Raw genomic sequence first — 14,949 nt, forward strand, 5'->3', positions numbered from 1 at the left:
CACGCCCGGGGGGATTGACGCACGGTCCAACCTGCTGTCGGTCTAGCTTTCAAAATGGGGGGCCAGAATCTGCCTGGCCTCGACGATATCCCGGTCGATCTGCTCAACCAACTCGGCGATGCCGGAAAACTTTTTTTCGTCCCTTAAGCGCTGGACAAAGTTGACCATGATTTTTTGGCCGTAAATGTCCTTTTTAAAGTCGAGGATGTGGGCCTCCACGGTAAATACATGGTCGTCGAAGGTGGGGCTGTAGCCGATGTTGGCCACCCCCGGATAGCGTTGTCCGTCGTAATGGACGATCACGGCGTACACGCCGACCTTGGGGCACAGTTCGTCCTGCAGATTGATGTTGGCCGTGGGGATGCCCAGCAGTTTGCCGCCCCGGTCCCGGCCGTGGGCCACGGTGCCGCGGATCTGGTAGTTGCGGCCCAGCATCTTGGCGGCTTTTTCGATCTGGCCGTCCATGACCAGTTCCCGGACGGCGGTGCTGCTGATGCGATCGTTGTCGACGGTGGACGACTGGATCCAGTCCGCCACGATCACCGTAAAGCCCAACTCCTCCGCGTATCGCCGCAGCAGATCCACGTTGCCTTCGCGATTGTTGCCGAAAGTATAGTCCTGGCCGACGACGATGGCCTTCATCCCGATGCGTTTCACCAGGATCTCCTCGACGAAGGTCCGCGCCGACAAGGCGGCAAAATCCATGGTGAAGGGGATGCAGATCAGCACGTCGATGCCGGCTTTTTCGATCAGTTCCGCTTTCTGCTCATACAGGGTGATCAGGGGGGGGTGGCCGTTTCTGGTGATCACCCGGATGGGGTGGGGATCGAAGGTCATGGCGACGGCGGTACCGTCCATGGTCTCGGCCCTTTCGATCACCTCGTGAAAAAGAGCCTGGTGGCCGATGTGAACACCGTCGAAATTGCCGATGGTGATCACAGCAGATTTGAATGGTTCTTTTATGGTTTCGATGTCTTGTATAATTTTCATGATCTTTCAACCAACCGGAAGAATGGGCTTGACACGAAAAACAAAAAAATATAGTTAGTGCATCTTCAGTTTGAAATCAACCCTTTTGAAATCAGGCTGGAACGTGCCGAAGTGGCGGAATTGGTAGACGCGCTAGGTTCAGGGTCTAGTTGGGGTTCCCCAGTGGGAGTTCGAGTCTCCCCTTCGGCACCACTTTTTAATTATCCGAAAGGGTTTCAGTGATTTACTGAGACCCTTTTTTTTGATATGCGATTTTATGTGGCTTATCGCCACGATCTGGTACAACCGCACCCTCGCCGAACGCCGCCTCCAGCCCCTGCCTGCCCTGCGTCGGAATCCAATGTCAATATATGTCCATGGTGATCGAAATGCTACTGTGGCCAAGCTGTTTTTGCAAATAAAGGGTCAGATAAAGGGTCAAGTCTGCTTTTGACTCTTATCTGATATTTTGTTATCTTCTTCACTATGTCCCGCCCTTTAAGAATCGAATATCCGGACGCTTGGTATCATGTCATGAACCGGGGCCGAAGATCGGAAAAGGTATTTTTCGACAAAGACGACTTTCAGGCTTTCATCCAGGTAATGATGGAATCCTCAGAGATGTGGAACCTGCGAATATCCGCTTATTGTTTGATGCCCAACCACTATCACCTGCTGGTTCAAACTCCCGATGCCAATATCGCCCGATGCATGCGCCACATCAACGGCGTATACACCCAACGATTCAACAGCCGGCATCACAGCGAAGGGCAACTTTTCAAGGGGCGCTATAAGTCCATTCTCGTTAGTGCTGATGCCTACCTGTTGCAACTCGTGCGATATATTCATCGCAATCCGGTAAAAGCCGGTCTTGCCGATAAACCGGAGGCCTATGCCTGGAGCAGCCACAAGGCCTATTTGTCTGGTGCAAAAAAATGGGAATGGCTGAACAAAGCATTTATCTACTCGTTGTTGACCGAAAACAGACAGCGGGGGATATATCACTACCGCAAGTACATGGATGCTGGCGGTGGAGAATCGGTGGCCTCAGTTATCGACGAAAAAAAATGGCCGTCAATGATAGGCCCCGCGGATTTCCTGGATTGGGTCAAAGGAAAATACTACAACCTGAAGCAGCACGAAGATGTGCCTGAATCAAAAAAACTCGCCCCATCGGTGGAATTGATCAATCAAATCGTTTGCGATTTCTACAGAATCCAACCCGATGGGCTTTACAAATCGCAGCGGGGGGTGTTCAACGAACCCAGAAATAGCGCTATTTACTTAGTGCGCAAGATGCGCCATGACACACTTAAGGAAATCGGAGATCAATTCAACCTTGAAAAATATAGTTCGGTCAGCAGCATCGTTGAAAGAATGAAACGGCAGATCGATGACGATTCGAAACTTGGAAAACGGATTGAACAATTGACGAAAAGCATCCACAAGAGTCAAAAGCAGACTTGACCCCCAAGCAAGGTTTGACCCCCAAGGTTGATGACCCCCAAGCATGTAGCCCCGAAAAGAAGGAGTTGAAGATGGGTTAACAATAAATGGTTGGTGTTAAATGGGCTTGGCTTAAAAATCCAAAAATATTTCTCCCACGAGATAGGTGACCGCCTGTCCGCCAATTTCGACCCGTTGACCCAGATCTTGGCATGCCAATTCTCCGCCCCGCCTGGAGATCTGTCTTGCCCGAAGTTGCGTCTTCTCCAGTTTTTTTGACCAATAAGGGATCAGGGTGGTATGGGCCGAGCCGGTTACCGGATCTTCGGGCACGCCTGACTGAGGGCCAAAAAATCGGGACACAAAGTCAACTTCGTCCCCAGCACTTGAAGCGATGACTCCTCTTGCGGGCAACTTGGAAATTATAGCCATGTTCGGGTCCAGCCTGGCGATAGTGTCCTCATTTTCATATATGGCGAGAAAATCATCACGGCCTCGGTATAGTTCGGCGGGCATGACACCCAGTCCGCTGATCAACGCCTCCATGGGTTCCACAGCCGCAATTGCATCGGCAGGAAAATCCAGATACAGGATCCCGCCATCTCGTCGAACAGGCAATGGGCCGCTCTTCGAGGAAAATGAAACCTTTTTCCCAGAGAATTTGAGATGGTTAAATATCACGTGGGCGGCGGCCAGTGTAGCATGTCCGCATAAATCCACCTCGACGGTCGGCGTGAACCAGCGAATTTGATGGCTGCTGCCAGTGAGGACGACAAAGGCGGTTTCAGACAGATTGTTCTCCGCTGCAATGGATTGCATGGCTTCAATGGGAAGCTCGGACTCACACAGTACCACGGCGGCAGGATTTCCCGCGAACAACCGACCCGTGAAGGCATCGACCTGATAGATGGGAAGCCTCATGATTCATCTCCTTTGTCGGATAACAAGTAATTTTCGAAATCTGTTGATAATTATGGCCTCCAATACGGGATGTTAAATCTGCCCATCCCCCAAGCCCGTATTTCGGACGCACATTACACCATACCCGAAGCCGGGGCGTCCCAGTTCAGGTGCTGATCTTTATCCAGTCGGGAACGCAGTCTGCCGGCTATTTCAGAAGGCAGGGGGGCCGCCCTGCGGACCTTCAGATTGGCGTGCGTAATCAACGATTCAATAACGGCCGCCAATTCATTGGTGTCCTGGTTGGCCATGAAATGCATCAATTGAATGCGTCTATCGGTCAGGCCGAGAATACGGGTATAAACAACAACGGTTTCGTCCGGCCTGACTTCGGCGAAATACTGGATGAACTGTTTGAGCATGAAAACCCCGTTGCCTGTCGTGCTGAAATAGGCGTCGTCCAGTCCATAATCCGCAAACATGCGCCACGTCGCCCTGTCAAATACGGTCATGTAATAGCGAACATTCATGTGGCCCATTTTGTCCATGTACGCTTCAGGGATCGTCTGCCGATGATAGCTGGGAAGTTCGGTGATATCTGCCATGGCCACCTGGCAGGTTTTCATTTTATCCCAGTATCCACACGCAGTATCAGGTATCATTTGCTCGCTCCCATAAGTTCAGGGTTGGTGGTCAGCCAGATTGCCATCAAGACCGTGAGTACACGCCCGTTCGACTTAAAACAGGACCGCTCAGCCCCACAGGTCTGTGCTCAGATACTTCAGGCCTGAATCGCACAGAATCACGGCAACGGTTTTGCCTTTGAAGGAGGTTTGCAGCAAATGAAGCGCTGCAGCCACATTCGCTCCGGATGAGAATCCGGCGAAAATACCTTCTTCCCGCGCCAGCCTGCGTGCAAGTTCAACGGCTTGGCTGTCGGTCACCTTAAGATAACCATCGATGTGATCAGGTTGCACCAGGGGTAAATGGGGCATGCAATAGCCGCCTCCCTGAATTCGGTGGTTAGGGTAGGTGACTGGCTCATTGGCAAGCACGGCCGCACCCGCCGGCTCCACCACGAAACAGCGTATCGACGGGTTCTGTGCTTTGAAGGCGGCCGCACATCCAGCGAATGAGCCACCCGTGCCTACGAAATCACAAAATGCATCGATGTTTCCACCGGATTGCCTTATAAATTCAGGGCCGGTGTGTAAATAGTGGGCGCGGAAGTTGCCTGACAGGCGAAACTGATCTGCACGAAAGGCATTGCGCTCGGCAACGATGCGCTGAGCCTCAATTTCGACCTGCTCCAGGTCCCCTCCGGAAACCTGGCCCGGTTGGGCGTTTGGCAATTGATCGACGAGGACAACTTCTGCGCCGAGCGCGGACATCATTCGCGCTCTCTCCATGGAATTGCCTTTGGACATCACGGCCACGAAGGGATATCCTTTGATGCCGCAGACAATTGCCAGACCTGTCCCCGTATTGCCGCTGGTCAGCTCGACCACGGTCTGCCCTGGTTTTAGCCTGCCTTCCGATTCCGCGTCCTGGATGATTTGTCTGGCAATGCGATCCTTTTTTGACAAGCCCGGGTTGAGATAATCGAGTTTAGCTAAAATTTGACCATCCAGCCCTTTCGTGAGTCGAGATAATCGGACCAAGGGGGTGTTTCCGATGGCTTCGATCGCCGAGACAAGCGGTTGGTATTGTTGGTTCATGTAACTCCCTTCGTTCTGTTCCAGCATGGTTGACTGTCGAATCATATGAAGCACTTCTTTCTGGCTCAAATATTGAACGGATGGGATTCGTGCGACGCCGTTGAATGGCGGCTCGCTGCCGGTATACGCGCCCGTCAAAAAGGTTTGACCGGCGAACCGCTAAACAAGGGTGGCACGCCATGAACAAGCGCTTTATCAGTTGTTGGTTGTCTTTTTTTGTAATCATGGCGTTTACCCATTTATCCCATTCAGACATATACAAGTATACCGATGCGCACGGCAATATATTGTTCACCGATGATATAGGCCGCATTCCTGCTGATCAGCGGGTAGATGTGGTGCGATACCCCGAGGTCAAAACATCACCGGATCGATCCAAAAAAAAGGCCAGTAACCCGATGCCGGCGTACTGTCAATTATCATACCGGGATATAGAGACGGCTGACATACTCATAGCCAACGGATTCATCGACCCGGAAAATCACTGTCCGTCCGAAGCGGAGCTACGCTATCATGAAAAAATTTTGAAACAGGCCTACGGAATTGAAGATATTTTATCCTGGGCACCCGACCCGCGGTTTTCGACGCCTGTGAGCACGTGGCAGCAGCATGTCGGCGCAATGATCGCGGGAGACATCGATCGGGCAGTGGCATGCTTCAGCCCACGGGTGGCTGAACAGAAAAAAAGCATGTACAACGCCATAGGCAAGACGCGCATGCGGCAGATGGCGCTCGAGATGAATCCGATCCAAGAAATATCGATGGCGGATGATTTTGCAAAATTTCGCATCCGGCGAAATGAGACCCGCGGGGGACAATCCAATGAGATTACTTACTATATTACTTTTTCCAGCATAATGGGCGAATGGCGGATCTTAAATTACTGAAGGCAATAGAACTCGCCCAACCGCCTTAAGGATGCGGAGTCTCCCGCGCGAGGAAAAAAGGTGGTTATCAGTCGGTTTTTTGTTTATGAACCGCAATTGCGAGCGCATCCCTCGCCCCTTGTCGGAGCGAAACAGAGACCCCGATCATCAGCGCCGAGGTTGAAGGGTCAATCCCGCGTTAAAATTTCACCGACGCTTCCAGAAGGTTCTTTTGAACCGGATCGCTGAACCAACAATCGAGAAACAGCTCATTTTTTGATTGGTGACTTTTCTCGAACCGACTTAAAATTTCTTCGACTTTATTGGCCTTGACAGCCGAGAAGGCCTGGCTCCGAAAACTTGCAATTTGGGAGAGCCGTTCTATCGTAAAATCTTCGAGTTCATCGGGTGGGCCGACGACATCGATCAGCCCGATGATCTTGGCATCGGAGAAGGACATGAACTCGCCGCTGTAAAGCATCTGTGACGCGTAGCGGTTTCCGATGGTATGCCTGAGCATCATATCCGCCAGATACGGGACCGGAAGCCCAAGCTGCAATTCGTTCAAACCGATTTTCTTCTCCTCGGATGACGCATACCGGTAATCGCAAGCCAGAGCGAGGATGTTGCCCCCGGCTACCGCATGGCCGGACAACGCACATATCGTGGGAAAAGGAGCGGAAAAGAGGTCCAGACACAATTGGTTGAATCTTTTTAGGAAACCGCCCATTGCCGGCCGGTCGAGTTTCAGTACCTCCGGCAGATCGAAACCGACACTGAAGAACTGCTCCCCGCCGCAAAGCACCATCCCTCGCGCAGTCCCTTTTAGCGTGGCCAGGGCCTGGGATAATTCGTCGACCATCGTCGAGTTGATCGGATTGGTCGGCCCCCTGTTCAATCTTAAGATGGCGATGTGATCATGAAATTCTTTGGTCACTGTCAGCATGTTGAATCCTTTCGACTAAGGAAGTTAAGTTTCTGCGAGGATTATAGAAGAGATTTAAACTTTTTACAATTTTATCAAAAAGCGCGTGCCGCGGGTGGGTTTACACGACGATATATATGGCTCAACGGCAGCATGCCCTGGATAGTAAACGGACGATATCGGTTGTCCCATATGAACCGGGTTTTGGTTACCAAGCTGAGCGTTTCCCATTTCGGTTTTTATTGAAAATCACTACATTAAGTATGGGATATGTCACTTGCCGACTTCAACATAGCAAACCCGGTGGGATTGCCCATCTTACCCCCATCTACGGCGTCAGGTATCATCCCGCATAGGCGGCTATTGCGGAAAGACATCTTCCTTGTATCCGCGGCAAACTCGACAATCGCTCAGCTCGGGTGTTAATGAAATTTTTTAACGTATTTGATCACGGATTTTGCGTTTACCGGTTTGGCAATAAAAAAACCTTGTACCATGTCGAAACCAAGGTGCTTGACCTTGTTAAATTGTTCTTTAGTTTCCACACCCTCGGCGACCGTATGGAGGCCTAATCTATTGGCCAGACCCACTATCGATCTGACGATTTCGAATGATTCCCTATCGTCTACCATTTTCTGGATGAAGGACTTGCCGATTTTTAATTCAACTAACGGAAACTGCTGCAAGTATGAGAAGGACGAGTAACCGGTGCCGAAATCATCAATAACCAGCTTGATGCCGATATTCTGCATTGCCATTAGCGTTTCAGTTGATGATTTAGAAGCCTTCATCAACACGCTTTCGGTGAGTTCTAACTTCAGGTTTCCAGGATCGAGGCTATGTTCATGGATGACATCCTTGACGCTATTTATAAATCCCGGATGCAAAAACTGTTGGCCGGAAATGTTGATGTTCAAGCACATTTTATCAAAACCCGGTTCAATGAGCTGCCACTCTTTAATTTGGCGACAGCTTTCGCTGAGAACCCAGTTGCCAATCTGATTGATCAGGCCAATTTCTTCAGCTTTGGGAATAAACTCATCCGGATAAATTATTCCGTGCTCGGGCTGATGCCAGCGGATCAGGGCCTCTAATCCGACCATTCGCATATCATTGATTCGAATAATCGGTTGGTACTGCATCGTAAATTCCTGGTTTTGAATTCCCAACCGCAACCCATTTTCCAACTGCAGTGACTCGATAGCTTGCTCAAGAAACATCTTTTCAAATACCTTGATGATTCCACCGCCCTGTTCTTTGCAATAGGTCAAGGCCATTTCAGCATCTCGCAGGACATCATCCGGCGATTCATAAAAGGTCGTTTTGACAACTATTCCAATACTGGTACGGAGATTAATTTTAATGCCATCGATGGAGAAAACCTTCTGCGCCATTTTCTGACAGCGTTCAGCGACCTCGACCACTTTTTCGGTACTATCGAATTCTTCGACCAGAACGGCGAACTCGTCGCCGTCCATGCGTGCAACCGTATCGGTAAGGCGGATACAGGCTTTAAAGCGATTGGACAATTCGGATAATACCCTGTCGCCGACACGATGGCCATAAGCATCGTTGACTCCTTTAAACTGGTCGATATCAATCAATAAGAGTGCAAAAGAACGATCTTCATATCGATCGATTGCGGCAATCGCTCTGTTCAACCGATCCATGAATAAAGATCTGTCGGGTAGACCGGTAAGTGAATCCGAAAGGAGCTTCTGGTGGACTTTATGCTCAATGGTTTTGCGCCTCTGATCCCGTTTTTCCAGTCCTCGTGAAATTGCCTCTTTGACGGATGCGAGGCTGAGTGGCTTTTCCAGGTAATCACTGACTTCAAGCCTTATGGCTTCAAGAGAAGTTTGTATGCTCCCTTTGCCTGTGATAATAATCGGAATGATTTCAGGGGTTGAATGCTTCAGTCGCTTAATGACCTCGAGCCCATCAATATCTGGGAGAGACAGGTCGGCAATAAGAATGTCATATGCTCGATGGTGACCTAATTGGATACCGTTAAGACCATCACTGGCCAGATCCACCTCGAAGTGTTTTGAAGTTAACCCGATCTGTAACGCTTTACGAATAGAAGCCTCATCATCAATGACTAAGATACGTTCCATTGCGTCCTATTTTCACTCCTTTGTATGCAGATAACGTATTATATCCTCAAAAAGAGCACCATTCATGCCACAAGTAGAAATAAAATATCGTATTCTTTAAATATAATACAATTTCATCATCTTAGGATATCTCATCCATCAGAGGAGATCCTAACCGATGAAGGGCTTCACCCGTTCGGTGTGGAAATATTGATAGCCGATCTCAAGTGCCGGGCGACGAGGTGTAAAAAAAGTAAAAAAAACGGTAGGTTAACAACTTGATAATATTGTCGCCCATTTAAGAATATTCGAATTGTCTCGCTGAAAGATAGGAATCATGGTGCGGCGTTGATACGGTCATCGGTTTCGGTCAGTTCAGCTCATTCGCCAGACCGTATTTTTTTATCCGATAACGCAATTTGTGAGGCGGCATGTTCATCAGGCGGGCAGCTTCAGTTATATTTCCCCCGGCCGTCTTGATGGCTTCTCTGATCAGAGATTTGGTGGCTTGATAGTAATCCAGTTCATTGCCCGCCACCTGCGGCTTTTTTGCTTCAATCTGAATATCATTTCGTGGACCAAGAATATGGAAGTGCTCTTTTGTTAGAATATTTCCAGTTTCAATTAGAATAATCCGTTCGATGGTGTTGCGCAATTCGCGGACATTACCCGGCCACTGATATGACCTCAGGAACAACTGCGCGTCAGGAGTGATTTCGTTAAAGTTTTTACCGAATTTTTGATTATACTGGTTAATGAAATGCCGGGTAAGGAGGATGATATCTTCCTGTCTTTCCCGCAATGGCGGTAAATCAAGCCGTACGACATTGAGTCGAAAAAACAAATCGCGCCTGAAATCACCCTTGTCAACCGCCTTGTCCAGGTTTGTATTCGTGGCCGCAATAATCCTCGCTGATACTTTTATCTGCCTGCTTCCGCCAATTCTGTAGAAGGCACGGTCTTCCAGAACAGCCAATAATTTCACCTGGGCGGATAGGGGCATTGCGCCGATTTCATCTAAAAATAATGTCCCTCCGGCCGCTTCTTCAAAGCGGCCTTTTCGTCCATCAGCCCTGGCCCCGGTAAAAGCGCCACGCTCGTAGCCAAAGAGTTCGCTTTCCACCAGGTCCTTAGTGATCGCTCCACAGTTCACCGTAATGAAAGGCCCCGGTATCTCACACGTGCTATAATGCGTTGCTTTGGCCAATACGCCTTTGCCGACGCCGCTTTCACCGGTGATCAATATTGGTGTGTCGGGACTTTGGGAGGCTTTTTTGGCAATTTCTACGACATCTTTAATATTGGTGTTGTTGCCGATTAGGTCGAAATTATACTTGTCGACACGAGGTTTTTGTATCGTTTTGATCTGATTCTTCAAATCTCTGTTTTCAAGCGCATGCTTTATTGTCAGCAAAAGTTCCTGAGAATCAATCGGTTTGACCAGATAATCATAAGCGCCGTGCTTGATCGCATTTACAATCGTTGTCACCTCTTCAACTGCGGTGACCATGATCACCGTCGCATCCGGGCTGATACTTTTTAGCCTTTTGAGCACCTCAACGCCGTCCATTTCCGGTAGCCCGACATCGAGCAGAACAACATCCGGGCTCTCGTTTGGGAAAAGGGCCAATGCTTCAGCGCTATTTTGGGCTGTGATGACGCCGTATCTGTCCCCGAGCACCAGCGAAAGCGCTTTTCTGATGCTTTTGTCGTCGTCTACAATGAGTATTTTAGAATCCAAAATTAGTTTGCCCGACTGCAACGCTTAAAAGAAGGCGTATGGGTTGTTTTTCTCTTGGAATCGGCTGCCGGCAGTTCGATGATAAAGGTCGTTCCTGCGTCCGGATTGCTCTCAACTGTAAAAGTGCCTCCCTGGCGCTTTATGATCTGGTGTGAGATACTTAATCCTAAGCCGGTACCGGTTGCCTTGGTGGTGAAGAAAGGGTTAAATATATCTTCCTGATGATTTTTGGAGATGCCGGGACCGGTGTCACTGACTTTTAAATAAACCACGCTTTTGTGTTCACCGGTCGACGGTACACCTTGGGAAATACTAATGTTAATATCACCACCCTTTTCCATGGCCTCGATGGCGTTTAAAATCACATTATTGATGACTTGCTGCAGGCCGATGACGTCTCCTTGAATCGGAGGCAGACCGTCCTTTATGTTTAGATTGAGACGTATACCTGATTTTCTTAACTTAGATGCCCAGAACTTGATACTTTCCTGCGTTAATTCATTCAGATCGATTTCATTTGAGGTCGTTACGGGAGGTTTGGCAAAATCGAGCACCTGTTTAATGATCTTTTCAATCCGATTGATGTTATCTTTAATCTCATCAAACAGCTCATTCTCCTGAGCCGTACGATCATATTTTTCCTCATCGCATAAAATATCGGTAAACAGGTTAATACTGGACAACGGATTTCGAATTTCATGGGCGATGCCGCCTGAAAGTTGTCCCAAAGAGGAAAGGCGGTCGGTGCGTATTAATTGTTCCTCTATTTTTTTTTGTTCAGTGATGTCACTGATGCGGATAATTGCGTTTCCTTCGTTCTCCATCTTATTTTGTATCGGGTAAATTACGACTTCCTCGACCCGCGCCTTGTCTTTTAAGCCGTTTCGTTCAAACGTGGTTGGGCTTCCGCTTGACATCGCCAGAAGAAGTTTGCAGTCTTTACAAGCCGTCGATCTGCCTGCCAACACGCTAAAACACGGTTTATCCAAGATGTCCTGATAGCGTGATAATTGCGTGTAGTTTTTTGCCGGCTCATTCAGGACCTTTATGGTCATTTTGCGGTCTACCATGATCAACGGTTCTGAAATCCCATCAAAGACGGATTGCAGATTCGTCTTGCTCTGTACAAGTTGTCTCTCCACCTTTATCCGTTCTTCAACTTCATTTTTCAATTCTTCGATTAGCGTTTTGTTTTCCGAACGTAATTTTCGTTTTTCAATCGCACGCTTGACCGAGATTAAAAGTTCTTCAATGTTTTCAAGTGGTTTTGTGAGATAATTGAAGGCTCCGTCTTCTTTTAACGCCTGGACCGCATTTTCAAGGGTGGCGTCCCCGGTCAGCACAATTATTTCCATATTTTCGTCTAATTGTTTAACCGCCGCCAAGACCTCCAATCCTCCCATGACGGGCATACTCATGTCCGTGATGACCAGATCGACCGGGTCAGATTGGAGCAATGAAATAGCTTCCTTTCCACTTTCAGCTCGGAGGACTTCATAACCTTCGTTCGATAAAATAGTATCGAGCATGTCTAAGATTTCGATATCGTCATCAATTATGAGAATTTTATTATTCATCTGATTTCAAATAAACAGCGTTTCAAGGGTTCGAAAATAGATCCCGAAGTCGTTATTTAAACACTATAATTATTCGTTTGCAAAATATCAGCCGGATAAATCAGTATCTCATGGAAGTGTGCAATTTTTCAAGACAGTTGTCGTATTTTTCAATTATTTAAGATCCGATATTACCACCGGTTTGATAGCGGAAGCAGCGATTGTCTGCCACTCTTTCAGGTGAATCCTTAGCATGGGGGCTGTTTGGTAATCTCAGATTTTGTCGGCATTCGGATTCAAGGTACAATTTTTAATAAAATATTCCAGATCAGATATTTGCTCGGACTCAAGCCCGTCAAATTGGATAGAGCATCGTCGCATGGATATCGAACTGGCAGCATCCAGCGCTTCGATTTCGATATTGGATACAATTTTACAGGGGATTTGATCCAAATAAATGCCGCTGTCGACTAAAAAAATATCAAACGTGGAAAAATCGTTAATGCGCTGACGGTGATCATGATAGAGGAAAATCTGCCCGTCTCTGTCATTGTCGATGAAGGGACTGTCGCTATAACGAAAGGAGAACCCCGTCATACTGATGTCTATGATTTGGGCCAATTTGGATGAATGCGGATATAGCACAGCAAATGCGCCATCTCTGACTTTGAACCGTTCGTGGGATCTTCGCGATATCATTTTTTCCATTGTTGTATCCCTTAATTTAACGATGCGAATCAACTTTTTCCATTATGGGTGTTTCAAGTTTTGGTTCTGATGGTAGATCCGGCAAATTGAAACAGCATTCAAATCGGTCTCTGCCCGCTTCTTTGGCTCGATAAAGGGCCTGGTCGGCAGCCTGAATCAAGCTCACCTTATCATCGGCATCTTCCGGGAAAAAGGCGCCGCCCATACTGACGGTGGCTTTAGCCTTTTGCCCCTCGTAGATGAAGGTGTGGTTGCGTATAAATGCCAATTGTCTGTTGACGGCATTCACGACTTCGGTTTTAGACAGCTCATTCATTATCACTAAGAACTCTTCTCCGCCGTAGCGGAAGAGCCGGTCCGTCGATCGAAGCTCTGTGGAAATGAGTTGACCCAGTTTTTTCAGGACGTAGTCCCCAAACAGATGCCCGTGGGCATCATTGATGTTCTTAAAATGATCGGCATCTATCATTAAAATAAAAAATGAGTGACCGTATCTCCGGGATCGATCTATCTCTTCGTCAAGGCAGGTTTGAAGGTGGCGATAGTTGTAAAGGCCGGTCAGTGGGTCTTTTGTCGACAGTTCTGCCAATTGCCTGACTAAAGAGCGGTTTTTCTGTTCGAGATTTCTTTTTTCAAAAACCCGGGACACAGCAGTCAATAATACATCGATATCTTCCAACGGCTTGCGGAAGTAGTCATAGGCCCCGAGTCTCAAGCAGTCTATTGCCGTCGCTTCATCGCTGTGTCCAGTCAGGATGATAACTTCAGTGTCCGTCTCTCGGGTTTTGACTTTTTTGAGGACTTCAATTCCGTCCATAACCGGCATTCTGACATCGCTAAGAATTAAACCCGGCTTATGCGCCTGAAACTCTTGAAGCCCTTTCAACCCGTTGGTGGCGGTTATGATGGTATACCCTTCGCTTTCCAGCAAACTCGACAGCAAAGCAAGAATGTCTTCTTCATCTTCGATGATTAATATGGTTTCTTTCATGGATTTCTCCAAATTCGTTGCTTAATTGCAGGGTCTTTAATATTTTTTGTTCCCGGCACACGCCAATATAGCTGACCCCTGCAAAGGTACAATCACCGAACTGGCTCCGGATGTCATCGTCCCCGCAATAAAAGGGGTTGCATGGACGAGCCCGGTGGACGGGTGTCTGCTGCGATGAGGGGATGTGAGATTATGCCGTTTTTTTATACTTTTCTGCATCGAGGGCCTCATCTTTTTTGCCTGATCCTGCGACCGGGAGTGTGATTTTAAAACTCGTCCCCTGCGGTCCGGTTTCGGCAATTTCAATTTGTCCGTTATGGTCGCTGATCAGTCCGTAACTGATCGAAAGCCCCAGACCGGTGCCTTTTCCCACCTCTTTTGTGGTGAAAAAAGGATCAAATATATTGTTCTGATCCGCTTCATTTATGCCCTTGCCGGTATCCTTGAATATGATTTCGACACCATTTTCATCGGTTTCGGATGGCTGGGTTATAATTTCAATCGAGTCGGCGGTGCCGTTTTTGGGTTTATCCTTATTTTCCGAAATGGCATCCCGTGCATTGGTAATCAGATTAAGAAAAACCTGTTCAAGCTGATTCGCATCACCTTTGATCTTCGGCAACGCAGGAGATAGTGATTTTTTAATTTCTATGTTTCTCAATCGCAGCTGTTCGCCGATCATGAGAAATGATTCTTCAATCACCTGATTGACGTCCAACGCATAATGCTTGGCTTTTGACTGACGCGAAAATGTTCTCAGATGATCGATAATGTTCATCATCCTTTTGGTATTCTTTTCGATGGGTTCCATTTGCTTCAATATATCGCGCTGCTTTAAGCTGAGAATATGGGTCAAAAGCTTTCAATTTAACTTCAAATTTCAAAAAGGGATAGAGACGAACAACTAAAGAAACTAGAACAATTAAAACAAGAGCACTGTGATGTAAAATTGCTGTTCTAGAAATATTTGTTCTAGCGAACTCGTATCTATCTCTAATATTTTCTGTAAACTTTGTAATTATCCTTGGCATAA

Annotated in this window: 14 protein-coding genes and 1 tRNA gene; 3 read left to right on the forward strand and 12 right to left on the reverse strand. The window is 47.8% G+C overall.

Annotation, left to right across the window (positions count from 1 at the left end):
- Nucleotides 1–42: 42 nt before the first annotated feature.
- Nucleotides 43–990, reverse strand: a complete 948-nt coding sequence (locus ABYV26_RS08965) for a bifunctional riboflavin kinase/FAD synthetase (RefSeq protein WP_372680203.1) — start codon at nt 988–990, stop codon at nt 43–45.
- Nucleotides 991–1,095: 105 nt separating this feature from the next.
- On the opposite strand from ABYV26_RS08965, the gene ABYV26_RS08970 reads away from it, so the two are divergent.
- Together ABYV26_RS08970 and ABYV26_RS08975 are read left to right on the forward strand one after the other, a co-directional pair.
- Nucleotides 1,096–1,182: transfer RNA gene (locus ABYV26_RS08970), tRNA-Leu, on the forward strand.
- Between the two features lie 273 nt (nt 1,183–1,455).
- Nucleotides 1,456–2,436 (forward strand): transposase, encoded by a 981-nt coding sequence (locus tag ABYV26_RS08975; RefSeq protein ID WP_372680205.1) that lies wholly within the window; start codon nt 1,456–1,458, stop codon nt 2,434–2,436.
- Between the two features lie 111 nt (nt 2,437–2,547).
- Here the strand turns inward: ABYV26_RS08975 and ABYV26_RS08980 are convergent, their stop codons facing one another.
- The 3 genes from ABYV26_RS08980 to ABYV26_RS08990 all read right to left on the reverse strand — a co-directional run bounded on the left by ABYV26_RS08980 (nt 2,548) and on the right by ABYV26_RS08990 (nt 5,078).
- Nucleotides 2,548–3,336: a PhzF family phenazine biosynthesis protein gene (locus ABYV26_RS08980; protein WP_372680207.1), complete on the reverse strand. Its 789-nt coding sequence runs from the start codon at nt 3,334–3,336 to the stop codon at nt 2,548–2,550.
- Nucleotides 3,337–3,449: 113 nt separating this feature from the next.
- Nucleotides 3,450–3,977, reverse strand: coding sequence for an acyl-CoA thioesterase (locus tag ABYV26_RS08985; RefSeq protein WP_372680209.1), 528 nt, complete (start codon nt 3,975–3,977; stop codon nt 3,450–3,452).
- Between the two features lie 90 nt (nt 3,978–4,067).
- The gene (locus tag ABYV26_RS08990) at nt 4,068–5,078 is read right to left on the reverse strand and encodes a PLP-dependent cysteine synthase family protein (protein WP_372680211.1); all 1,011 of its coding nucleotides are present in this window, start codon (nt 5,076–5,078) and stop codon (nt 4,068–4,070) included.
- 134 nt (nt 5,079–5,212) lie between these two features.
- Between ABYV26_RS08990 and ABYV26_RS08995 the strand changes: the two genes are divergently transcribed.
- Nucleotides 5,213–5,920, forward strand: a complete 708-nt coding sequence (locus ABYV26_RS08995) for a hypothetical protein (protein ID WP_372680213.1) — start codon at nt 5,213–5,215, stop codon at nt 5,918–5,920.
- A gap of 178 nt (nt 5,921–6,098) precedes the next feature.
- On the opposite strand, the gene ABYV26_RS09000 is transcribed toward ABYV26_RS08995, so the two are convergent.
- The 8 genes from ABYV26_RS09000 to ABYV26_RS09035 all read right to left on the reverse strand — a co-directional run.
- Nucleotides 6,099–6,845 (reverse strand): enoyl-CoA hydratase/isomerase family protein, encoded by a 747-nt coding sequence (locus tag ABYV26_RS09000; RefSeq protein WP_372680215.1) that lies wholly within the window; start codon nt 6,843–6,845, stop codon nt 6,099–6,101.
- A gap of 401 nt (nt 6,846–7,246) precedes the next feature.
- The gene (locus ABYV26_RS09005; RefSeq protein WP_372680217.1) at nt 7,247–8,941 is read right to left on the reverse strand and encodes a putative bifunctional diguanylate cyclase/phosphodiesterase; all 1,695 of its coding nucleotides are present in this window, start codon (nt 8,939–8,941) and stop codon (nt 7,247–7,249) included.
- 349 nt (nt 8,942–9,290) lie between these two features.
- Nucleotides 9,291–10,661, reverse strand: a complete 1,371-nt coding sequence (locus ABYV26_RS09010; protein ID WP_372680219.1) for a sigma-54-dependent transcriptional regulator — start codon at nt 10,659–10,661, stop codon at nt 9,291–9,293.
- Between the two features lie 2 nt (nt 10,662–10,663).
- Nucleotides 10,664–12,238, reverse strand: a complete 1,575-nt coding sequence (locus ABYV26_RS09015) for an ATP-binding protein (protein WP_372680220.1) — start codon at nt 12,236–12,238, stop codon at nt 10,664–10,666.
- A 252-nt stretch (nt 12,239–12,490) separates the two neighbouring features.
- The gene (locus tag ABYV26_RS09020; protein ID WP_372680222.1) at nt 12,491–12,925 is read right to left on the reverse strand and encodes a PilZ domain-containing protein; all 435 of its coding nucleotides are present in this window, start codon (nt 12,923–12,925) and stop codon (nt 12,491–12,493) included.
- Between the two features lie 16 nt (nt 12,926–12,941).
- Complete coding sequence (locus ABYV26_RS09025) at nt 12,942–13,916, reverse strand: diguanylate cyclase (RefSeq protein WP_372680224.1); 975 nt, start codon at nt 13,914–13,916, stop codon at nt 12,942–12,944.
- Between the two features lie 190 nt (nt 13,917–14,106).
- Nucleotides 14,107–14,619 (reverse strand): sensor histidine kinase, encoded by a 513-nt coding sequence (locus tag ABYV26_RS09030; protein ID WP_372680226.1) that lies wholly within the window; start codon nt 14,617–14,619, stop codon nt 14,107–14,109.
- Nucleotides 14,612–14,949: hypothetical protein (locus ABYV26_RS09035; RefSeq protein WP_372680228.1), on the reverse strand; the 338-nt coding region annotated here is incomplete at its 5' end. The genes ABYV26_RS09030 and ABYV26_RS09035, both read right to left, overlap by 8 nt.

This window comes from Desulfosarcina sp. (assembly GCF_041551955.1).
Taxonomy (GTDB): domain Bacteria; phylum Desulfobacterota; class Desulfobacteria; order Desulfobacterales; family Desulfosarcinaceae; genus Desulfosarcina.

Excerpts from the sequence above, each read along its gene's own strand:
- ABYV26_RS08980 (WP_372680207.1), bottom strand. The coding sequence starts at position 3,336 with ATGAGGCTTCCCATCTATCAGGTCGATGCCTTCACGGGTCGGTTGTTC.
- ABYV26_RS09015 (WP_372680220.1), bottom strand. The coding sequence starts at position 12,238 with ATGAATAATAAAATTCTCATAATTGATGACGATATCGAAATCTTAGAC.
- ABYV26_RS09025 (WP_372680224.1), bottom strand. The coding sequence starts at position 13,916 with ATGAAAGAAACCATATTAATCATCGAAGATGAAGAAGACATTCTTGCT.
- ABYV26_RS08965 (WP_372680203.1), bottom strand. The coding sequence starts at position 990 with ATGAAAATTATACAAGACATCGAAACCATAAAAGAACCATTCAAATCT.
- ABYV26_RS09005 (WP_372680217.1), bottom strand. The coding sequence starts at position 8,941 with ATGGAACGTATCTTAGTCATTGATGATGAGGCTTCTATTCGTAAAGCG.
- ABYV26_RS09020 (WP_372680222.1), bottom strand. The coding sequence starts at position 12,925 with ATGGAAAAAATGATATCGCGAAGATCCCACGAACGGTTCAAAGTCAGA.
- ABYV26_RS08975 (WP_372680205.1), top strand. The coding sequence starts at position 1,456 with ATGTCCCGCCCTTTAAGAATCGAATATCCGGACGCTTGGTATCATGTC.
- ABYV26_RS08995 (WP_372680213.1), top strand. The coding sequence starts at position 5,213 with ATGAACAAGCGCTTTATCAGTTGTTGGTTGTCTTTTTTTGTAATCATG.
- ABYV26_RS09000 (WP_372680215.1), bottom strand. The coding sequence starts at position 6,845 with ATGCTGACAGTGACCAAAGAATTTCATGATCACATCGCCATCTTAAGA.
- ABYV26_RS08990 (WP_372680211.1), bottom strand. The coding sequence starts at position 5,078 with ATGATTCGACAGTCAACCATGCTGGAACAGAACGAAGGGAGTTACATG.
- ABYV26_RS08985 (WP_372680209.1), bottom strand. The coding sequence starts at position 3,977 with ATGATACCTGATACTGCGTGTGGATACTGGGATAAAATGAAAACCTGC.